The following is a 21,520-nucleotide window of genomic DNA, read 5'->3' on the forward strand; positions in this document are numbered from 1 at the left end:
TCATGTTCAATTGAACTATGAAGCGAAGCAGTCTTTACGTTGTAACGCAGCATCAATCGCATTCACTAACTTTTCAATATCTTCTGGCTTGCTGATGAACGGCGGCATCATATAAATCAGTTTGCCAAATGGACGAATCCACACTCCGTGTTCAACAAACAAGGCTTGGATGGTTTCCATATTCACAGGGCGATACGTCTCCACTACGCCAATGGCACCTAACCAACGGGTGTTTTTTACCAACTCGTGTTCTTCAAGTTTTGGCAGTAACTCAGAAAACAACGCTTCGATTTGTTGGGTTTGCTGTTGCCAGTTACCTTGTTCAATCAATTCCAAGCTTGCAGTGGCAACAGCGCAGGCAAGTGGGTTACCCATAAAGGTTGGGCCGTGCATAAAACAGCCTGCATCACCACCACAAACGGTGTCTGCTACGTGTTTGCTCGCCAGGGTCGCAGAGAGGGTCATGTAGCCGCCAGTGAGTGCTTTCCCGACACACAGAATGTCTGGTTGAATGTCTGCATGTTCGCAGGCAAACAACTTACCGGTACGACCAAATCCGGTAGCGATCTCATCTGCAATCAATAACAAGCCGTATTTGTCGCAAAGCCTACGCACGCCTTTGAGAAATTCTGGATGGTAGATGCGCATGCCGCCTGCGCCTTGAACAATAGGTTCTAGGATCACCGCAGCAAGTTCTTGATGGTGCGTATCAATCTTATGCTCGAAGTCAGTAAGAGCTTCTGGATCCCATTCATCCCAATAACCACAAGTTGGGGACTCCGCAAAGATATGTTCAGGTAAAAAGCCTTTGTAGAGAGAGTGCATTGAGTTGTCAGGATCGGTAACCGACATCGCCGCAAACGTATCGCCGTGATAACCGTGTCGCAAAGTAAGAAACTTCGGTCGGCGTTCGCCTTTTGCATGCCAATATTGCAGTGCCATTTTTAAGCTGACTTCTACGGCAACGGAGCCTGAATCGGCAAGGAATACATGTTCAAGATTACTTGGGGCTAGGGATAGCAACTTCTTACACAAACTGATTGCTGGCTGGTGGGTAATCCCGCCAAACATCACGTGAGAGACCTGATCGATTTGCTGGTGAGCGGCTTGATTTAAGTGCGGATGGTTATAGCCGTGGATCGTCGACCACCAAGAAGACATTCCATCGACCAGCTCTGTACCGTCTTCCAGTTTAATGTGAACACCATTTGCCGATGCCACTGGGTAGCAGGTCAGAGGTGTCAATGTCGAAGTGTAAGGATGCCAGATATGCTGGCGGTCGAAGGCGAGATCCATGTGCGATTCCAATAACAATTAAGATTAAAAAATAAACAGATGTAAACTTTGTTCCTTTGTGTTGTGTTGACAGTTTATCGAGACTCAGTAGACTGTCAACACAACAACAAAAGTGACTAAAGGAATACACGTGGAAGTTCGTCATAACTGGACGCATGCTGAAGTGCGCGATCTCATGGAAAAACCATTCATGGATCTCCTATTCGAAGCGCAGCTTGTACATCGTCAATATCAACAAACCAACCATGTTCAAGTAAGCACGCTTCTGTCGATTAAGACAGGTGCTTGTCCAGAAGATTGTAAGTACTGTCCTCAGAGTGCTCGTTACACCACAGACATCGAGAAAGAGCGTCTGATGGAAGTAGAACGCGTACTCGATGCTGCGCAAAAAGCCAAAAATGCTGGTTCTACTCGATTCTGTATGGGCGCAGCATGGAAAAATCCAAAAGAGCGTGACATGCCGCATTTGACCGACATGATCAAAGGCGTGAAGGGCATGGGTTTAGAAACGTGTATGACATTAGGCATGTTGACGCCAGATCAAGCAAAGCAATTGGCAACCGCAGGTCTGGATTACTACAACCACAACCTAGATACCTCACCTGAATTTTACGGCAATATCATTACCACACGTACTTACCAAGACCGTTTAGATACTTTGTCTCACGTACGTGACGCTGGCATGAAGATCTGTTCCGGTGGCATCATCGGTATGGGTGAAAGTGCTAACGACCGAGCAGGTTTGTTGGTTGAATTGGCTAACTTACCGGTACACCCTGAAAGCGTTCCAATCAATATGCTTGTGAAGGTGAAGGGCACACCACTGGAAGAAGTGGATGATGTTGAGCCATTCGATTTCATTCGCCTGATTGCGATTGCACGAATTATGATGCCTCAATCAGCCGTTCGTTTATCCGCTGGCCGTGAAAACATGAACGAACAAATGCAAACGCTGTGTTTTATGGCGGGTGCAAACTCCGTTTTCTACGGCTGCAAACTTCTGACCACGCCAAACCCTTCCGAAGACAAAGACATGATGCTGTTCAATAAGCTCGGCATTAACAGCCAAGAGGTGTCCCAAAAACCTGATGAAATCGAAGAAAACGAGCTACTCGATCGCGTGGTAGAGCGTGTTGCTGCTCGCCCGACAAAAGACGACCTTTTCTACGATGCCAGCGTTTAAATCTCGTATCGAGTCCGCCCTTGCTGAGCGTAAAACGCAAGGGTTGAATCGTTCTATGAATGTGGTGTTTGCCGGTAACCAGTCCGTTTTGGAACACGAAGGTAGACGCTACATTAATTTCTCAAGTAATGATTATTTGGGATTGGCTAATGACCAAGCGCTTGTTCGGGCTTGGCAGCAAGGTTTAAGCGTATATGGTAGTGGCAGTGGAGCATCACCGATGGTGACTGGCTTTAGTGCCGCGCACAGCAATTTAGAAGCCGCACTGACCGAATGGTTGGGTTACGACAGAGCAATTCTGTTTGGTTCTGGATTCAGTGCTAATCAAGCCTTGTTGTTCACCTTGTTGGAAAAATCAGACGTATTGATCCAAGACCGTTTGAACCATGCCTCACTGATGGAAGCGGGGGCGTTGTCACCAGCTAAGATGAAGCGCTTCAAACACAATGACATCGAGCACCTAAAGTCGCTGATTAATAGCGAAGACAACCATCTAGTTGTGACTGAAGGGGTATTCAGCATGGACGGCGACTGTGCGCCGCTTAGCGATATAGCTGAAGTCACTCGTAGTCATGATGCTTGGTTTGCTGTCGATGACGCTCATGGTATTGGCGTTCTTGGTCAATCCGGTGGTGGTTCTTGCGAGTTGGCAACGGTTAAACCCGAGATACTGATCGTTACTTTCGGCAAAGCGTTTGGTATGTCTGGCGCGGCTATTTTATGTGACCACGCAACGGGAGACTTTTTGACTCAGTTTGCTCGTCACCATGTGTATTCCACAGCGATGCCTCCGGCACAAGCCTACGCGCTCACGCATGCGGTTTCTATGGTTCAAGAGCAGTCTTGGCGACGTGAAAAGCTCTCTGAGCTTAGTGAAGTGTATCGAGATAGCCTTAGCGACCTTGAGGGGTTTGTTGAGACTCAAACTTCGATTAAGCCCTTTTTGATTGGTGAATCTGAATTGGCTTTGCGAGTAGCAGGTGCTTGTCGCCAAAACGGTATTTGGGTGACTGCTATTCGCCCTCCGACGGTGCCTAAAGGAACGTCTCGTCTTCGAATCACACTCACTGCCAATCACACTAATGAACAAGTTAAAACGCTTTCAATCGCATTGAAGCAAGCATTAGGAGCGCTGTAATGGATAATGCAACTACCGCATTAGCGCAAACGCTCGCGTTAGAGAGTTTCCATCAAGATAAAGACGCGATTGCCTCTTCGTTTGGTAAAGCAGCAGAAACATACGATAAACATGCGGCTTTTCAACGTGATGTCGGGCATCAGCTGCTTGATAAACTTCCTGAAAACTTGACGGGAAAACGTGTATTGGATTTAGGTTGTGGCACGGGTTATTTCTCCCAACTACTTCAACAACGCGGTGCGGAAGTAGTCTGCGGCGATATCTCTCAAGCCATGTTAGATAAAGCAGAGCAGCGTTGTGGTGCAGTACGAATGCACTACCAAGTTGCTGATGCTGAAAACTTACCATTTGACGATGATAGCTTCGATTATGTGTTTTCAAGTTTAGCGCTGCAATGGTGTACAGATTTAAGTTACCCACTAAAAGAAGTGCGCCGCGTGCTAAAAAATGGTGGGAAAGCGTGGTTCTCTACACTGGTTGATGGATCACTGTATGAGCTGCGTGCATCATGGGAAAAAATTGATGCATATCAACACGTCAATAACTTTCTAACGCTCAATCAGGTAAAAATTGCGTTAGCGCAATCTCGATGTGACAGCCATCAACTAGACTTGACCACCATCACAGTTTGGTACGACTCTGCATTTTCAGTTATGCGTGACCTCAAAGGTATAGGTGCAAATCACGTAAGCGGGCGCTCACACGGTTTAACTAGTCGCGAGACTTTGTTAAAAGTTGAGCATGCGTACCAAGCGTTTAAAAACGATCAAGGTCTTCTACCTGCAAGTTATCAGGTTTGTTTTGGAGTAATACATCTATGATTGATGCTTTTTTTATTGCTGGTACGGATACTGATGTTGGAAAGACGGTAGCGTCTAAAGCCATTTTGCAAGCGATCGCCGCAAAAGGACTAAACACTATTGGTTATAAGCCAGTGGCAGCAGGGAGTGACAAGACTGAAGCCGGATGGCGTAACTCTGATGCTTTACACTTACAAGACGCCGCAACACTCGATGTGGCCTATGATGATGTGAACCCATACGCTTTAGAGTTGCCTGCTTCTCCCCACATTGCAGCGAAGCATGAACATGTCGAAATAAGTTACGATGTTCTGAGTCAAAAACTGGCTCAACATAAGCAGCAAGCCGATGTTGTTCTCGTTGAAGGTGCTGGAGGCTGGCGTGTGCCAGTATCCGATACGGACTGTTTATCTACATGGGTAAAAGAAGAGCAGTTACCTGTTGTACTGGTGGTTGGCATTAAATTAGGCTGTTTGAGCCACGCTTTACTCACAGCAGAGAGTATTAAAGCGGATGGTTTGAATCTTGTTGGCTGGGTGGCAAACCGCGTCAACCCAGGCACAGAGCACTACGCTGACATTATCGAGATGCTAGAAGCACGTATCGATGCACCTAAGCTTGGGGAAATTCCATATATTCCAAGTGCTAAACGTAAAGAGCTAGGCAAGTACATTAATGTAGAGCCGTTGCTAAACACTGACTAATGGTGTTTAGGGTAAAAGACTAAAAAACCAAAGGGCTGCGCAATGCAGCCCTTTCTTGTTGGTGTAACCTAAAAAGTCAGATTACTTATCTTGGCTGAGCCCCATCAATGCTTGTTGTGTTTCTGCAACACGCTGAGACATATGATGATCGGTTGAAATACCAAGTTGTTGCTTTGCCTCGTCCTCTGAGATGCCTAGGTGACAACGCAGTAAATCAATAGCCATTTGATAGTCGTTAGTTTCTACCATGGTTTTTCCCTCAATACATGGAGTTTTTGAGCTCACCCAATGCACTTTTTGCAATGTACTTAGAGTGGCTCTGTTTTGTTCATCTCATTCGAATTTAGCATGTCCATGTAGCCGCACAATAAGACCAAAGTCTATAGCAGAGCTAACGTACTGTTTTTGGTCTATTAAAAAATTTCTAGCTAAGTTGCTAAGAGGTGATAGATTTAACACCAAGATCATCTATCAATAGATGATGGGTAGCTCAGAGCTTATTTTATCATTTTGATAAATGTATATGAACGGAGGTTCCGGCTCCTACCAAAGCATGTTTTGAAATCGCTTGAATCAAATATTTCAGTCCCGAAAACAAATGTTGCAATTTATTGCTTAACCTTGTTTTTATCGCGGATAGACTATATCTATAACGCACGGAACATGAAAATCAACGGAATTGGCTTTTATAGCGATTACCATTTGTTCCTTATAACAATCCGTTTTAAAAAAACGATAAGCTTCCTCGGAGAAAAGTAATGAAGCGAATTATGTTATTCCTAGCAACTAACCTAGCTGTCGTGCTAGTGCTTAGTGTTGTTCTGAATATTGTTTACGCTGTAACTGGAATGCAACCAGGCAGTCTGTCAGGTTTACTTGTAATGGCTGCTGTATTTGGTTTTGGTGGCGCATTTATTTCGTTGATGATGTCAAAGGGTATGGCGCTACGCTCGGTTGGTGGTATGGTCATTGAAAGCCCGCGCAACGAAACGGAGCATTGGTTAGTCGAAACTGTGGGTCGTCAAGCTCAACAAGTGGGTATTGGTATGCCAACGGTGGCTATTTATGATTCACCAGATATCAATGCATTTGCGACAGGTGCAAAACGAGATGACTCTCTTGTCGCCGTTTCTACTGGTCTTTTACACAATATGACTCGTGATGAGGCAGAGGCAGTACTTGCACACGAAGTGAGCCATATTGCAAATGGTGATATGGTCACGATGACGTTGATGCAAGGTGTCGTGAACACGTTTGTTATCTTCCTATCACGCTTTATTGCCAATATCGTGGCATCGAACGATGATGAAGAAGGCCAAGGTACAAATATGATGGTTTACTTTGGCGTATCCATGGTGCTTGAACTGGTATTTGGTTTCCTAGCTAGCTTCTTGACTATGTGGTACAGCCGTCATCGCGAATTCCACGCGGACGCAGGTGCTGCGCGCCTCGTTGGCAAAGAAAAAATGATTGCGGCTCTAGAGCGTTTGAAGGTGAGTCATGAATCTCAACTGGATGGCACCATGATGGCGTTTGGTATCAATGGCAAGCAGTCGCTGACTGAGCTATTAATGAGCCACCCTCCGCTAGATAAACGTATTGCAGCGTTGCGAGGCCAGCAATACTAATTGTTCCTACTTAAATAATTGTTAATCTGCTGAAAAGGCTTGGTTTTGACCAAGCCTTTTTTTTCGCCGATTGATCGCGTGCGAACTTCATCACGTACTACTTACAGAAATAAAGTTATACAAAATTATTTTTGTACAACTTTGGTGGAATGAACTATCTTGTACATATAATAATTTTGTACAACTTAATGGGCGTGTAGGAGTAAAAAATGGACATACAGTCTGTTGGCAATATCTATCAAAAGCTCAACAAAGCGAACTTACATCTGCTTAAGGATATATATCACCAAGATGTAGTATTTGAGGACGCAGCGCATCGTTTAGAAGGATGGCCAGCACTTTCGGATTATTTCACCTCATTATATGCCAACGTCATCAGTTGTGATTTTGTAATCCATGAGCATCAACAAGTCGGAGATACAGGCTTCCTAACTTGGACAATGGACCTTCAGCATCCCAAACTTCAGAAGGGTGCGCCTATTCTCGTCAATGGTGTTTCGCACCTCAAATTTAGCGAAGGTCAGGTCATTTATCACCGAGACTATTTTGATCTCGGAGAGATGCTCTATGAGCATTTACCGTTACTTGGTTCAGTCGTTAAAACCATCAAGCAGAGGTTAGGACAATGAACAACACCATCTTAATCACAGGCGCCACCTCCGGAATAGGAAGGCAGCTTGCCCTAGATTACGCGAACTCAGAATGGAATGTGATTGCTTGTGGTCGGAATCAAGATGTTCTTGCAGAACTGGAGGCAGTTTCCTCCAAAATTCATACATTGCAGTTTGATGTGACAAATTATGAGGAAACTCAGCAGGCGCTCTCTAATTTGCCATTTACGCCAAACACATGGGTTTTTAACGCAGGCGATTGTGAGTACATGGATGAGGGAGTGGTCGACGCGAAACTCATGGCGCGTGTGATGAACGTAAATGTTGTCGGTGTTGCCAACTGCGTTGAAGGCTGCCAAGTGCATTTAGAGAGAGGGCACCGCATTGTTATTGTTGGCTCTATCGCATCAGAAGTGGCATTGCCTCGTGCTGAAGCTTACGGCGCATCCAAAGCGGCAGTCAGTTATTTTGCACGCACGCTCGCCGTCGACTTGAAAAAGAAAGGGATCAAAGTGGTAACGGTGTTTCCTGGTTTTGTTGAAACGCCGTTGACTGACAAAAACGACTTCGAAATGCCAATGATCATTTCTACTCAGCAAGCGTCGGACTCTATCAGGAAGCAGTTAGCCGCCAACAAGACCTATATCTATTTCCCGGCGAGATTTACCAGTATTTTACGTTTTATCTCGTTACTTCCATACAGTTGGCAAGCTCGCCTAACTGCTAAACTCGTATCATAAGAAGGAATAAAAATGAAAACAGCAGGAAGAAAGAAGATAGCGATTGTGGGAACGGGAATCTCTGGCCTTACTTGTGGTTATTACTTGCATAAAGAACATGATGTAACGCTGTTTGAAGCGAACGATTACATCGGTGGCCATACTGCAACCGTTGATGTGAGCCTTGATGGTAAAGAATACGCGATAGATACTGGGTTCATCGTCTATAACGACCGTACGTACCCTAATTTCATTAAAATGATGAGCGAGATTGGCGTTGAAGGTCTGCCGACTCAAATGAGCTTCAGTGTCAGAAATGATGGGAACGGACTAGAGTACAACGGCCACACAGTGTCGACATTGTTTGCTCAAAAACGTAACTGGGCAAACCCTAAATTTTATCGATTTATCTTCGAGATACTTCGTTTCAATAAACTTGCCAAGCGCTTCGCTAGCGAGCAGTCCACGCACTCTCAGACGTTAGGTGAGTTCCTTGACGAACACAAATTCAGTGCTTTCTTTACCGATAACTACATATTACCGATGGGCGCTGCGATTTGGTCGTCGACTTTGGCTGACATGCGCGCATTCCCTCTTATGTTCTTCTTACGTTTCTTCCTCAACCACGGTCTGCTAGATGTGACTAACCGACCACAATGGTATGTGATTAAAGGTGGTTCACGTTCATACATTCCACCATTGACTAAAGGCTTTGTCGAGAATATTCGTCTTAATAGTCCTGTCGAAAAAGTGGTTCGCAACGAAAAAGGGGTTGGCGTTCAAGTTCGCGGAGAAACACATTGGTTTGATGACGTTATCTTTGCTTGTCACAGTGATCAAGCAATGAGAACGCTAGAGGATATCAGCCCAATTGAGCAGGAAATCTTGGGGGATATGACATACCAAGCAAATGAAGTTGTTCTTCATACCGACTCTGCCGTACTACCAAAACGTAAGGCAGCATGGGCATCATGGAACTACCTATTGGAAGGAAGTGAAGAGGAACAGCAACGCCTCCCTTCGCTCACTTATAACATGAATATTCTTCAGCATATTCAATCAGAACACACGTTTTGTGTAACGTTGAACAGTACTGAGCAAATTAACTCAAATAAAGTCTTGCGTTCGTTCACTTATCATCATCCAGTATTCACCACTGAGTCTATTGCAGCGCAGCAGCGCAAAGATGAGATACAGGGCAAACAAAGTACCTGGTTCTGCGGGGCTTATTGGTACAACGGTTTTCATGAAGATGGCGTGCGTAGCGCGCTTGATGTTGTGAAAGAACTAGAAGAAAAGTACCGCGAACAAAATGTGGTTCCTTTCGAAAAAGGCGCAGCGTGATATGGATAGCCAAATGAACAGCCGATTGTTTATAGGCAACGTTCGTCACCGTCGATTCACGCCGGTGAATCATGAGTTGAACTACTCTTTATTTATGCCCGCCATTGATGTAGACGAGATCGATGCTTTAGAGAAAAAAGTATGGGGTTTTGGTTCGCGTTGGTGGCATTGGGCTCGCTTCAAGCGCAGTGATTACATTGGTGAAGGTAGCGTCAAGTCGGCAGTGCACAGCAAAATTGAAGAACTGACAGGTGTTCGCTGTACCGGCAAGGTAATCGCAGTCTGTCACTTGCGTTATCTAGGACTTTATTTCAGTCCCGTTAATTTCTACTACGTTTATAACGCGGAAGGAGAATGGAAGTATCTCCTCGCAGAGGTGAGTAACACTCCTTGGAATGAACGACATTACTACGTGGTGTCAGCAGATAAAGAAGAAGAAAAGTTTGGTTGGGAACAAGTTAAAGCATTCCATGTTTCACCATTCAACCCGATTGACCAACTCTACCGCTGGAGAATTAAACCTTTGACAGACAAGTTGAATATTCATCTTGAATGTCACAAAGGAGAGAAACACTTTGATGCCACCATGGTTATGAAAGCCAAGCCACTTTCAAGCAAAACCTTATTGAGGTGTTTGATCGTTACACCAATACAAACGGTAAAAGTAATGGTTGGTATTTATTGGCACGCATTAAAACTTTGGGTGAAAGGCGCACCTTTTTATTCTCATCCTAAATATTCAACGCATGAAGAAATAGAAGCCGATACTGAAAAAACAGACAAAAAAAATAAAAAGCACAAGGAGAATTCTGCATGTTAAATACTAGTTCTATGACATTGCCGCGTAAATTGACGACAACGCAAAAAGCGGCTCGCGGAGTTATTTTTCAATGTCTGCAAAAAATGGAAATCGGCTGCTTAACAGTTATTGAAAGTTTTAAGACGGAAACGACAGAGCGAAGCGAGCGTTTTAGTGCGCCAAATGGGGAGTACAGTGGTCAACCTGTTGTCGCTACTATAGAGGTAAAACATCCAGGCTTTTATTCACGGATCTTGCAGGGCGGCAGTATTGCTGCTGGTGAGGCTTATATGGATGGGTGGTGGGATAGCCCCGATTTAACCTCATTAATGAAACTGATGGCCCTTAACATGCGTGCTCTAGATAAACTCGAAGAGCAAGGCAGTTGGTTGACTAAAATACTGTACAAGTTCAGCCATTGGTCAAACAGAAACTCTGAAGAGAACTCACGTAAAAATATCCATGCGCATTACGACTTGGGTAACAACCTATACGAAGCGTTCCTTGACACCAATATGCTGTACTCGTCGGCGCTTTACAATCATGCGGACGACTCTCTAGAGCAGGCTCAAATCAACAAAATGGATCGTCTATGTCAGCAACTTGAGCTGAAATCTACCGATCATGTTGTTGAAATTGGCACTGGGTGGGGCGCTATGGCGATTTACATGGCTGAACAATACGGTTGTCAGGTCACCACAACAACGATATCTGAAGAGCAACACGCGTACGCGGAGCAAAAAATCAAAGAGCGTGGCTTAGAAGACAAAATCACTCTACTCAAAGAAGATTACCGAAACCTAACCGGCACTTATGACAAGCTCGTTTCTATTGAAATGATTGAAGCTGTGGGCAAACAATTCCTGCCTTCGTACATTAAGGTCTGTGAGTCTTTATTGAAGTCTGGTGGCTTGATGGCGATTCAAGCGATTACGATTGCCGATCAGCGTTACGATTACTACAGTAACAACGTCGACTTTATCCAAAAGTACATTTTCCCGGGTGGTTTTTTACCGTCGGTAACCTCACTAACCCAAGCAACAACAAAGTACAGTGACTTAGTGACGCGAGACTTGTTCGATATTGGTTTGGACTACGCCAAGACGCTGAACGAATGGCACCTTCGTTTTAATCGAGCAGAGAATGAAGTGCGCTCATTTGGCTACGACGACCGCTTTGTGCGTATGTGGCGCTACTATTTGAGCTACTGTGAAGGTGGCTTTTTGGCTCGCACGATCAGTGCAGTTCACATGACGTTTCAACGCCCGTAGTTCGTTATGAAGGTATTTCTTGCTTCGACATGGTTCCAACTCTGCTGGTTTGCAGCGGTGCTTGGAACCTATCAATGGCAATGGGTGACGTTATTCCTTACTTTGGCAACCCTACTATACTGTCTGAAAAGCGATGCATCTTCGCTCAAAAGTATTGGTGTGATCGTCACGAGCGGGCTCGTGCTTGATACGCTCAATCAACAACTATCGGTCTTTGTCTTTCCAACCCCATGGCTGCCAGTCTGGTTATTATGCTTGTGGGTTTTGTTTTCTTGGTATGCCTATCAACTTAAGTCAATTTTGTACCGTTTCCCAAAAACCTACGTATCAATAATAGGCGGACTCGGAGGAACAGCGAGCTACTTTGCTGGCTATAAGCTCCAAGCCGTTGAATTTGGATTCAGCACTGGCGCTACACTGGCAATGTTGTTTGTCGAATGGTGCGTCATGATGCTCTTGATACTCAAGGTGTACGGAAATGAAAAGCTTGAAGAGAGACTTAACTCAGAGACTGACTAGGCTGCTTGCGTTGGTAATAGTAACTGGCTCTTTTGCTCTGCAAGCTCAACCTGTTGGAAACAGCGAAGCCGCAAGCAACATTGCGAATTGGAAGGGATGGAAAACTGTTGGAGAAGCCCAACTTACTTGGTTCATCTTCGATATTTATCACTCAAGATTAAAAGCGCCTGATGGAAAGTTTATCGTAAGCGATGACGTATCGCCACATCCCCTTGCGTTGGAAATTAATTACAAGAGAGACATCAGTAAGCAACAGCTGCTTGATGTGACGGATGAGCAGTGGGCGAAATTGGGTTTTACGGACTCATATCGAAAAGCTTGGATCAGCGAGCTCGATCGTATGTTTCCTGATATTCAAAAAGGTGACGAGCTTACTTATCTAACAGATGGAAAATCTGGTCAGCTTTTTTATAAGCAGGTTGGGGACGTGCAAGTAAAGAACGTTGGCATCATTGAAGACGAACGAATGAACGATGCATTTTTGGCTATATGGTTATCACCCAACACAGAATTTCCGAAACTCCGAAAACAATTGATAGGGCAGGTTAGATAGTGTTTAAACGAATTTTTAAAGCAGCGACTTTAGTGGCAGCTGTTTTTCTTTCGGCATGTTCCGCAGACATTGATAATTACCGCTCTTCTACACCGACTTTTGACGTATTCGGTTATTTCGAAGGCGACATAAAGGCGTGGGGGATGGTGCAAGATTATACCGGACAGCAAACGCGTCGCTTTGAGGTCGATATAGTGGGTACTGTAGCGGGTGATACGCTGACGCTGGTGGAAGACTTCGTGTTTGATGACGGAGAGGTGGACCAGCGAATTTGGGTTATCACTAGATTAGAAGACGGTCGTTATGAAGGTAAGGCAGACGATATTATAGGTGTAGCAACAGGGGAAGAGCAGGGCAATGCGCTACAGTGGCAATATGACTTTGAGCTACAAATGGAGGATTCATCAGTGACGGTTGCTTTTGATGATTGGCTTTATCGTCAGGATGACAGACACGTTTTCAATCTAACGAAAATAAAAAAGTTTGGTGTGGAAGTAGGAACAATAACCTTGTTCTTCCAAAAGCAGGCATAACAAATGGGGCTGATCTTCAATTAATAATCCATTCCATATAACTAAAATTATTTTCTCCCGACCTAACTCTCCTAACTAAAAAAGGTTGACGCTTTCGCGTCAACCTTTTAAGTATCTGGTCGTTACAGGAGTATTACAGCTTATCTGTCAGCTCGATTGCTTGACCGATATAGTTCGCTGGCGTCATCTCTTTCAGACGTGCTTTCTCGTGCTCAGGAAGCTCAAGACCGTCGATGAAGTTACGCATTGCTTCGCCGTCTACACGCTTACCACGAGTTAGCTCTTTCAGCTTCTCGTATGGCTTCTCGATGCCGTAACGACGCATAACGGTTTGTACTGGCTCAGCTAGTACTTCCCAGTTCTTGTCTAGTTCAGCAAGAAGGGCTTCACGGTTTACTTCTAGCTTGCTGATGCCTTTAAGTGTCGAAGTGTAAGCGATGATAGCGTAGCCAACACCAACACCAAGGTTACGTAGAACCGTTGAGTCAGTTAGGTCACGTTGCCAACGAGAGATAGGCAGTTTCTGTGCTAGGTGGCCGAATACAGCGTTCGCAAGACCTAGGTTACCTTCTGAGTTTTCAAAGTCGATTGGGTTAACTTTGTGAGGCATTGTTGAAGAACCGATCTCACCAGCAATAGTTTTTTGCTTGAAGTGGCCTAGTGCAATGTAACCCCAAACGTCACGGTCGAAGTCAATCAGGATAGTGTTGAAACGAGCGATAGCGTCGAACAGCTCAGCGATGTAATCGTGCGGTTCGATTTGAGTTGTGTAAGGGTTCCAAGTTACGCCTAGAGACTCTGTGATGAACTCTTCAGAGAACTTGTGCCAATCTAGCTCTGGGTAAGCAGAAAGGTGTGCGTTGTAGTTACCTACTGCACCGTTGATTTTCGCTAGGATCTCAACGTTTTCGATTTGCTTGAATTGACGCTCCATACGGTACGCCACGTTTGCCATTTCTTTACCCATAGTAGATGGAGAAGCAGGCTGACCGTGTGTACGAGATAGAAGAGGAATGTCGCGGTATTCCACTGCTAGTGCTTTGATAGCGTCGATTAGGTTACGGATTTCTGGAAGAATCACGTTCTCACGCGCTTCTTTAAGCATTAGAGCGTGTGATGTGTTGTTGATGTCTTCAGAAGTACATGCGAAGTGGAAGAACTCGTTTACTGCGTGCAGTTCAGGAACGTCTGCTACTTTCTCTTTTAGGAAGTACTCAACCGCTTTTACGTCGTGGTTAGTTGTACGCTCGATCTCTTTGATACGGCGTGCATCTTCTTCAGAGAAGTTTGCAGCAAGGTCGTCTAGGAATTGGTTTGCTTCTGCGCTAAACGCTGGCACTTCTGCAATTTCAGCAGTAGCAGCAAGCTTTTGTAGCCAGCGGATTTCAACGATAGTACGGTATTTTAGTAGACCGTATTCACTGAAAATTTCGCGTAACGCAATTGTCTTGCTTCCGTAACGGCCGTCTACTGGTGAAACAGCAGTCAATGCTGACAGTTCCATGATGTTCTCCTGAATTGGGTTTCTAAATTTCGTGAGCTTTATACCAATAACTGTGGCAATTGTCACGAATATTGCGCAAACGTTTGCGCGGGATTTGTTTTAGTCGAAAAAAATGAGCTCGCGATAAACGCGAGCTGCTTATTTGATATTTTACTACAGACGAGCAAGAAGGATTTGTGCTTGCTCTACCATCTTCTTGCGCCCGAAGATTAGGTGGCGACGCTTACCACCAACTTGACGCCAAAGAACTGCACTACGAATGCCAGATAACAACAGCGCACGAACTTTGTGTTGGCTTGCCGTCTGCTGCAGTACAGATGGCGTGCCCGTTACTTGAATGCGTGGGCCAATAGGGCTAACGACATCCAGATAGATGCTCGCTAAATTGCTGATCATTTGATCGTCTAGTAGCTCAAAGTGCTCTGACTGACGCTTGGCCATTTGAATACGATCACCAAGCTGAGACATAGCATCGTTACGAGAGCTTAACTTACGCTCTAACGCCATTAAACTAATAATGTAACGAGTAATTTCACTGCCTGATGGTGTGCTATCAATCCCCTTAACCAAGCACTCTAGGCCGAGCTTTAGATCGGCTTCGCGACCGAATACGCCAACTGTGTTAGCAGGGTTCGTGCTCAAAATAGCGTTGATTGATGTTTCAAAAGCATCTTGATCACAATGTCCGTTTCTCGCTACCTGTTGAACTAAAGCAACAGCTTGGCAAATCCCAGCGAAAGCGATAGTACGGTCATAAAGTGTATTCGCCACGTAACGACTCCTAAGCTTGAGAATATTTAATGCGTTGCTCGATGATGCCGCCACCTAGGCACACGTCACCTTTGTAGAACACTGCTGATTGACCTGGAGTTACAGCAATTTGTGGCTCGTCAAAGATAACTTTAATGTTTTCATCATCGATAGGGATGATTGTACAAGGAATATCTTCCTGACGGTAACGAGTTTTCACTGTGCACTTCATAACATCGCGAATTGGCTCACGATCTACCCAGTGAAGTTGTGATGCAAGTAGACCTTCTGATTTTAACATTGGATGGTCTTTACCTTGAACGGCAATCAAAACGTTACGTTCTAGATCTTTCTCACCAACGAACCATGGGTCCTCGTTACCACCGCCGCCTTTACGGCCACCGATGTGTAGACCTTTACGCTGACCAAGCGTGTGGTACATCAGGCCTTGATGTTGACCAATCACTTCGCCTTCAGGTGTTTCGATGTTGCCTGGTTGAGCTGGAAGGTAGCGACCTAGGAATTCAGTAAACTTGCGTTCGCCGATGAAACAAATACCCGTAGAGTCTTTCTTCTTCGCCGTGATTAGATCTTGCTCTTCCGCGATGCGGCGTACTTCTGGCTTCTCTAGGTCACCAACAGGGAATAGGCTACGTGCGATTTGCTCGTTGCTTAATGTGTACAGGAAGTAGCTTTGATCTTTGTTGCCATCTAGACCACGTAACATTTGTGGTTTTTCACCGTTTTCTGGGAAAGAGCGACGCACATAGTGGCCCATTGCAATGTAATCAGCATCAAGTACTTCATCAGCGAATTCTAGGAATGCTTTGAACTTGATTTCTTTGTTACAAAGAATGTCAGGGTTCGGAGTACGGCCCGCTTTGTATTCAGCAAGGAAGTACTCAAATACGTTATCCCAGTATTCGGCAGCAAAGTTGATAGTGTGTAGGTGGATGCCTAGCTTGTCACATACTGCCTGAGCGTCAGCAAGATCTTCTGCCGCTGTACAATATTCTTCGTTGTCATCTTCTTCCCAGTTCTTCATGAAAAGGCCTTCTACTTGGTAGCCTTGCTGCTTTAGAAGATACGCGGAAACAGATGAATCAACGCCGCCGGACATACCGACGATGACTTTCTTTTGGCTGTTATCAGACATTACTAAACACCACTTAAATAAACGGGATGCAGATTCTATCAGAATCCACAGACCGGTGACAGATCCGAGATCGAAATCACAATTCGTTTCGCTGGATTTTTCTTCAACAAAGATTCGAACGAGTAATTTCGCAAGTATAGAAGAGGTATATATGGCATAGTTGGCCAAAATCCAAGAGGAAACATCAAATGACAGAAGAAAACCAATTTATGCAAGAAAGTGAGTTGATTGAAATTGTTGAAAATCAGCTCGAAGATGGTAACCCGCTTAAAGTAAAAGAAACCCTTATGCGTTTAATGATGACTGGCACACCACGTGAAGATGCGGTTGCGATGATGGCATGTGCGATGTCAATTGAGGTTTTTGATGTAATGAAGAATGAGGGTGAGTTCAACCTAAAGCGTTATAGCGAGCACCTTGAGCAACTACCAGATCTCAGCTTTATGGAAGGTGAATAAGCCACCTAAAAGAAAAAAGCTGTCAGCAAACGTTTGCTATAATTGCTTTTATTGCCGCTTTATTATTAGCGGTATAGAATCCGTTCTCCTTTTCATCCCCTTACTCAGACTGACAATATGAAATTTCCTGGACAACGCAAATCGAAGCACTATTTTCCTGTTCATGCTCGTGACCCGCTGGTGAGCCAAGCACAAGAAAGCAAGAAGATGACGCGCACTCACATCATTGGTATTGACCAAACTTTGGTTGATATTGAAGCTAAAGTTACAACGGATGTGATTGAAAAGTACGGTCTGAGTAAAGGTCACTCTTTGGTTATTGATGACGAAAGAGCAGAAGAGTTGTACCAGCAACTTAAAGAAGAGAACTTAATTACCAATGAGTATGCGGGTGGCACAATTGGTAACACGCTACACAACTACTCTGTGCTAGCAGATGATCGCTCTACGCTGCTTGGAGTGATGAGCCAGGATATCAAAATTGGCAGCTATGGCTACCGTTACCTTTGTAATACATCAAGCCGCATGGACTTGAACTATCTACAAGGTGTTGATGGCGCTATCGGTCGTTGTTTCGCTCTTATTACAGAAGATGGTGAACGTACTTTTGCGATCAGTGAAGGGCAAATGAACCAACTGCATCCTGATAGCATTCCAGAAAAAATCTTTAAAAATGCATCGGCGCTTGTACTAACGTCATATTTAGTACGTTGTAAAGAAGGCGACCCAATGCCTGAAGCAACAATGAAAGCGATTGAGTACGCGAAAAAGAATGATGTACCTGTTGTTCTGACTCTTGGGACGAAGTTCGTTATTCAAGATGACCCGAAATATTGGCAAGAATTCATTCGAGATAACGTTTCAGTCGTTGCGATGAATGAAGATGAAGCAGAAGCTCTGACGGGTGAGTCAGACCCACTTGCTGCATCTGATAAAACACTGGAGTGGGCAGATCTAGTATTGTGCACCGCGGGGCCTGTAGGCCTATTTATGGCGGGTTATACGGAAGATAGCGCGAAGCGCGAAACTTCTTTGCCATTACTTCCAGGGTCAATTGCTGAATTTAATCGTTATGAATTCAGTCGTCCGGCGAAAAAAGACTCATGCGAGACGCCAATAAAAGTGTACTCGCATATCTCGCCATATATGGGTGGCCCAGAAAAAATTAAGAATACAAATGGCGCAGGTGATGCTGCGTTATCTGCTGTTCTTCATGATATGGCAGCAAATAAATACCATAAAGAAAATGTGCCTAATTCAAGCAAGCACAGTAACGAGTATTTAACTTACTCTTCTTTTTCTCAAGTCTGCAAATACGCAAACCGTGCTAGCTACGAAGTTCTCGTGCAACATTCACCACGATTGTCGCGCGGACTTCCTGAGCGAGAAGATAGCCTAGAAGAAGCATACTGGGAACGTTAATACGAAGCGATTTAATTAACTATTCTGTAACTAAAGTAAAAGGCACATTAAGAAACGTGCCTTTTTTATTTGTAATGGTTTAAATAAAAAAGGCTCCCTATGGGAGCCTTTTAAAAATAGCACGGATCTAGATTAGGAACTCATCCAGAGATTTACCTGCATCAAGTTGCTCTTGAATCGCCGAAGGTGTACGACCTTGGCCAGTCCAAGTTTTCTCATTACCGTTTGAATCTGTGTATTTGTATTTAGCAGGGCGAGGTGCGCGCTTCGCTTTGCCTTTCGTCTTAGTTTCGCCAGATAGCGCAGTAATAAGTGCTTCTACGTCAATACCGTCTTGAGCGATTTTCTCAGCAATCTCTGCAAGCTTAGCTTCTTGCTCTGCTTGTGCTGCGCGTTCTGCTTCTTCTGCTTCACGACGCTCATCTACGACAGTAGTGAGTTTATCTAGAGCTTCTTCCAATTGTTCTAGAGTCAGCTCACGAGAAAATGCACGAAGGCTACGGATATTTAGAAGGGTTTTAGTCAGCTCTGACATAACGATTCCTATTAAAAGGTTAATGTGTTGGGCACTTTTTATCGTTACGATTAAATAATGCCAATCTATAAATAAACAAAGAGTCCTTATATTTAACTTTATCTTTTCCTTATGTGCAAATGCTAAATCAAGATTTTGTTTAAATTTGACTATTTTTTAAAGCAATTAATATTATTACACTCGAAATAAATCATTATTAGATGAGAACTAAAATCAACAATCATTATTGTATAGAGAGAGTGACAGCTTGGTTTTTTATAAAAAAATTTGAGTTATTACTTAAAAATATGAAGCATCCATCTTTAATGCTGTGTCATATATCCTTAATTTATTGATATAAGATAAACCATGATATTTCTAAGGTAGTAATAATGTTTCATAAATAACATGATTGATGTGATTTCAGTTGCACAAAACTTATGGAAGTAGGCAAGGTTTATAAATTATCTCAGTCATTATTTATTTGTTTAATTTAGTTTGATGTGTTGCATTGACTCTCATCATAAGTACAATGGCTGCCACCTGATGCAATATTGCAGACAATTTGTTTTTAATTTGTACAGTTAGTGGTTAATTGTTTGTTGTTGCCGTAGAGGCGCGGTCTCGAAGAGTAGCTATTATTGGGGTGATGCCAATGAATAATAGTGGAAGGCGAAGATTGCCGAAGTAAGTAACTCATCAAAGTTACTTGCTGGGGTTGTATCTGAAAGGAACAACACTGCCATAGTATATATTCACATTAAACTATGGAGCGCTACTGTAGGGTTGGGTGGAGTGTTCGCTTCCCTGTCGCTAAGTTCAACATGAGCACGTATCGTATGCTACGTGACTTGTCTGCAGTAGATCTCTAGCCAAACTTTGGTTTTTGAAGATCATGAATTTAATAGATTTTTCTAGTTCTCCTGTTTCATTATTGCCACCTATTGTCGCTTTGACTTTGGCGATTTTGACTCGACGTGTATTAGTTTCCTTGGGTGTAGGTATCGTGCTAGGTGCGGTGCTACTTAATAGCTGGTCTATCAGCGACACCGCAGGTTACGTCAGTTCTCAAGTTTCTTCTGTCTTTATTGAAGATGGCGGAATTAACACTTGGAACATGAGCATTGTTGGTTTCCTAATCTTATTAGGTATGACAACAGCTTTATTAACGCTATCTGGCGGTACTCGTGCTTTTGCTGAATGGGCACAATCTCGAGTGAAGAGTAAACGCGGCTCCAAACTTCTTGCCGCCTTTTTAGGCGTATTCATTTTTGTCGATGATTACTTTAATAGCCTTGCTGTTGGTGCGATCTCTCGCCCAGTAACCGATCGCTTTTATGTGTCTCGCGCTAAGCTTGCGTACATTCTAGACTCAACCGCTGCTCCAATGTGTGTAATTATGCCTGCTTCTAGCTGGGGTGCTTACATTATTACTATTATTGGCGGGATCTTAGTCTCACATGGGATCACAGAGTATTCGGCTCTTGGCGCATATGTTCGTCTTATCCCAATGAACTTCTACGCCGTTTTTGCGCTGCTAATGGTGTTCGCTGTTGCGTGGTTTGGTCTTGATATTGGTAAAATGCGTGAGCATGAGATCTCTGCATCGCAAGGTCGTGGCTTTGATAAAGACAAAGAAAATGACTCGCAAGAAGCGCATGACCTAAACGAAGAGCTAGATATCCGTGAAAGTGAAAAGGGTAAAGTGTCAGATTTGATACTTCCTATCGTGACGCTGATTATCGCGACTATCGCTTCAATGCTTTACACGGGTGGCCAAGCATTGGCTGCTGATGGTAAGGAGTTTGCGCTTCTTGGTGCTTTTGAAAATACAGATGTAGGTACATCACTAATCTACGGTAGCTTGCTTGGCTTAGCAGTTGCACTGTTTACTGTTGTGAAGCAAGGTCTACCAATGGCTGAGATCGCACGTACACTTTGGATTGGTGCTAAGTCTATGTTTGGTGCGATTCTAATCTTAGTATTTGCCTGGACCATTGGTTCTGTTATCGGTGATATGAAGACTGGTACTTACCTTTCGACAATGGCGCAGGGCAATATCAACCCTCATTGGCTCCCAGTTATCCTATTCTTGTTGTCTGGCCTGATGGCGTTCTCAACAGGTACTTCATGGGGTACGTTCGGCATCATGCTTCCAATCGCTGGAGACATGGCTGGCGCAACAGACGTAGCGCTAATGCTACCGATGCTGAGTGCGGTTTTAGCTGGTGCGGTATTCGGTGACCATTGTTCACCAATCTCAGATACGACTATCTTGTCATCGACGGGTGCACGTTGTAACCACATTGATCACGTATCAACACAGCTACCTTATGCATTATCAGTCGCGCTTGTTTCATGCGTCGGCTTTATTGCCCTTGGTATGACTGCTTCAATAGCGTTCTCGTTCATTGCAGCGTCGATAACATTCATTATCGTTTGCGCTATTTTGTCATGGCTTTCAAAGTCTAAAATAGCGTCTTGCCAGAGTGCGTAATTCACTGATTTAAAAAGTAAATTTATAGGAGGCTTCGGCCTCCTTTTTTATTTTCAGCCCTAAACCACCTACTTCAGTAGGTGGTTATCATCCGCTTCGGCTTTGCCTGTAAAACTACTCA

Annotated in this window: 22 protein-coding genes and 1 riboswitch; of the genes, 16 read left to right on the top strand and 6 right to left on the bottom strand. The window is 44.2% G+C overall.

Annotation, left to right across the window (positions count from 1 at the left end; all coding sequences use genetic code 11):
* Positions 1-15 precede the first annotated feature (15 nt).
* Positions 16-1,296: an adenosylmethionine--8-amino-7-oxononanoate transaminase gene (gene bioA, locus R7E78_RS05025; RefSeq protein WP_054575124.1), complete on the bottom strand. Its 1,281-nt coding sequence runs from the start codon at positions 1,294-1,296 to the stop codon at positions 16-18.
* Between the two features lie 130 nt (positions 1,297-1,426).
* On the opposite strand from bioA, the gene bioB reads away from it, so the two are divergent.
* The 4 genes from bioB to bioD are packed head-to-tail and all read left to right on the top strand — an operon-like array spanning position 1,427 to position 5,121.
* Complete coding sequence (gene bioB / locus R7E78_RS05030; protein WP_199454365.1) at positions 1,427-2,479, top strand: biotin synthase BioB; 1,053 nt, start codon at positions 1,427-1,429, stop codon at positions 2,477-2,479.
* A complete protein-coding gene (gene bioF, locus R7E78_RS05035) occupies positions 2,466-3,617 on the top strand; it encodes an 8-amino-7-oxononanoate synthase (RefSeq protein WP_017821706.1) in 1,152 nt (383 codons plus the stop codon). Before bioB ends, bioF begins: the two co-directional genes overlap by 14 nt.
* The gene (gene bioC, locus R7E78_RS05040) at positions 3,617-4,438 is read left to right on the top strand and encodes a malonyl-ACP O-methyltransferase BioC (RefSeq protein ID WP_005388087.1); all 822 of its coding nucleotides are present in this window, start codon (positions 3,617-3,619) and stop codon (positions 4,436-4,438) included. The genes bioF and bioC overlap by 1 nt, the downstream gene beginning before the upstream one ends.
* Positions 4,435-5,121, top strand: a complete 687-nt coding sequence (gene bioD / locus R7E78_RS05045) for a dethiobiotin synthase (RefSeq protein ID WP_005378217.1) — start codon at positions 4,435-4,437, stop codon at positions 5,119-5,121. The genes bioC and bioD overlap by 4 nt, the downstream gene beginning before the upstream one ends.
* 81 nt (positions 5,122-5,202) lie before the next feature.
* On the opposite strand, the gene R7E78_RS05050 is transcribed toward bioD, so the two are convergent.
* A complete protein-coding gene (locus tag R7E78_RS05050; protein ID WP_005378215.1) occupies positions 5,203-5,370 on the bottom strand; it encodes a hypothetical protein in 168 nt (55 codons plus the stop codon).
* A gap of 509 nt (positions 5,371-5,879) precedes the next feature.
* On the opposite strand from R7E78_RS05050, the gene htpX reads away from it, so the two are divergent.
* From htpX to R7E78_RS05095, 9 genes are all read left to right on the top strand, one after another.
* On the top strand, positions 5,880-6,749 hold the full coding sequence (gene htpX, locus R7E78_RS05055) for a protease HtpX (RefSeq protein WP_005388085.1): 870 nt from the start codon (positions 5,880-5,882) through the stop codon (positions 6,747-6,749).
* 209 nt (positions 6,750-6,958) lie between these two features.
* Positions 6,959-7,378, top strand: a complete 420-nt coding sequence (locus R7E78_RS05060; RefSeq protein WP_005378211.1) for a nuclear transport factor 2 family protein — start codon at positions 6,959-6,961, stop codon at positions 7,376-7,378.
* Positions 7,375-8,100, top strand: a complete 726-nt coding sequence (locus tag R7E78_RS05065; protein WP_047100788.1) for an SDR family oxidoreductase — start codon at positions 7,375-7,377, stop codon at positions 8,098-8,100. Before R7E78_RS05060 ends, R7E78_RS05065 begins: the two co-directional genes overlap by 4 nt.
* Before the next feature lie 12 nt (positions 8,101-8,112).
* Entirely contained in the window at positions 8,113-9,423 is a 1,311-nt protein-coding gene (locus R7E78_RS05070) for an NAD(P)/FAD-dependent oxidoreductase (protein ID WP_025766885.1), read from the top strand.
* A gap of 1 nt (position 9,424) precedes the next feature.
* Complete coding sequence (locus tag R7E78_RS05075) at positions 9,425-10,243, top strand: DUF1365 domain-containing protein (protein WP_025766884.1); 819 nt, start codon at positions 9,425-9,427, stop codon at positions 10,241-10,243.
* Positions 10,237-11,493 (top strand): SAM-dependent methyltransferase, encoded by a 1,257-nt coding sequence (locus R7E78_RS05080; protein WP_025766883.1) that lies wholly within the window; start codon positions 10,237-10,239, stop codon positions 11,491-11,493. Before R7E78_RS05075 ends, R7E78_RS05080 begins: the two co-directional genes overlap by 7 nt.
* A 6-nt stretch (positions 11,494-11,499) precedes the next feature.
* Positions 11,500-12,012, top strand: coding sequence for a DUF2878 domain-containing protein (locus R7E78_RS05085; protein ID WP_005378203.1), 513 nt, complete (start codon positions 11,500-11,502; stop codon positions 12,010-12,012).
* Positions 11,972-12,565, top strand: a complete 594-nt coding sequence (locus R7E78_RS05090; protein ID WP_017821712.1) for a chalcone isomerase family protein — start codon at positions 11,972-11,974, stop codon at positions 12,563-12,565. The genes R7E78_RS05085 and R7E78_RS05090 overlap by 41 nt, the downstream gene beginning before the upstream one ends.
* Positions 12,565-13,098: a DUF3833 domain-containing protein gene (locus R7E78_RS05095; RefSeq protein WP_155489421.1), complete on the top strand. Its 534-nt coding sequence runs from the start codon at positions 12,565-12,567 to the stop codon at positions 13,096-13,098. Before R7E78_RS05090 ends, R7E78_RS05095 begins: the two co-directional genes overlap by 1 nt.
* Before the next feature lie 133 nt (positions 13,099-13,231).
* On the opposite strand, the gene purB is transcribed toward R7E78_RS05095, so the two are convergent.
* The 3 genes from purB to mnmA form a co-directional block, all read right to left on the bottom strand.
* Positions 13,232-14,602, bottom strand: coding sequence for an adenylosuccinate lyase (gene purB, locus R7E78_RS05100; protein WP_005378198.1), 1,371 nt, complete (start codon positions 14,600-14,602; stop codon positions 13,232-13,234).
* A 153-nt stretch (positions 14,603-14,755) separates the two neighbouring features.
* Positions 14,756-15,373 carry a high frequency lysogenization protein HflD gene (gene hflD / locus R7E78_RS05105; protein WP_005378194.1) on the bottom strand — a complete coding sequence of 206 codons (618 nt, stop codon included), beginning with the start codon at positions 15,371-15,373 and terminating at the stop codon, positions 14,756-14,758.
* A 10-nt stretch (positions 15,374-15,383) separates the two neighbouring features.
* A complete protein-coding gene (mnmA, locus tag R7E78_RS05110; RefSeq protein ID WP_005378192.1) occupies positions 15,384-16,508 on the bottom strand; it encodes a tRNA 2-thiouridine(34) synthase MnmA in 1,125 nt (374 codons plus the stop codon).
* A gap of 188 nt (positions 16,509-16,696) precedes the next feature.
* On the opposite strand from mnmA, the gene R7E78_RS05115 reads away from it, so the two are divergent.
* Together R7E78_RS05115 and R7E78_RS05120 are read left to right on the top strand one after the other, a co-directional pair.
* Complete coding sequence (locus R7E78_RS05115; protein WP_237305987.1) at positions 16,697-16,966, top strand: hypothetical protein; 270 nt, start codon at positions 16,697-16,699, stop codon at positions 16,964-16,966.
* A gap of 117 nt (positions 16,967-17,083) precedes the next feature.
* Positions 17,084-18,388: an inosine/guanosine kinase gene (locus R7E78_RS05120; RefSeq protein ID WP_025766879.1), complete on the top strand. Its 1,305-nt coding sequence runs from the start codon at positions 17,084-17,086 to the stop codon at positions 18,386-18,388.
* Between the two features lie 127 nt (positions 18,389-18,515).
* Here the strand turns inward: R7E78_RS05120 and R7E78_RS05125 are convergent, their stop codons facing one another.
* The gene (locus R7E78_RS05125) at positions 18,516-18,923 is read right to left on the bottom strand and encodes an H-NS family nucleoid-associated regulatory protein (RefSeq protein WP_005378185.1); all 408 of its coding nucleotides are present in this window, start codon (positions 18,921-18,923) and stop codon (positions 18,516-18,518) included.
* Between the two features lie 582 nt (positions 18,924-19,505).
* Positions 19,506-19,688: riboswitch (Lysine riboswitch) on the top strand.
* A gap of 109 nt (positions 19,689-19,797) precedes the next feature.
* Between R7E78_RS05125 and tet(35) the strand changes: the two genes are divergently transcribed.
* A complete protein-coding gene (gene tet(35) / locus R7E78_RS05130; RefSeq protein WP_017634691.1) occupies positions 19,798-21,399 on the top strand; it encodes a tetracycline efflux Na+/H+ antiporter family transporter Tet(35) in 1,602 nt (533 codons plus the stop codon).
* Positions 21,400-21,520 lie beyond the last annotated feature (121 nt).

It is taken from the genome of Vibrio sp. YT-19(2023) (assembly GCF_033337395.1).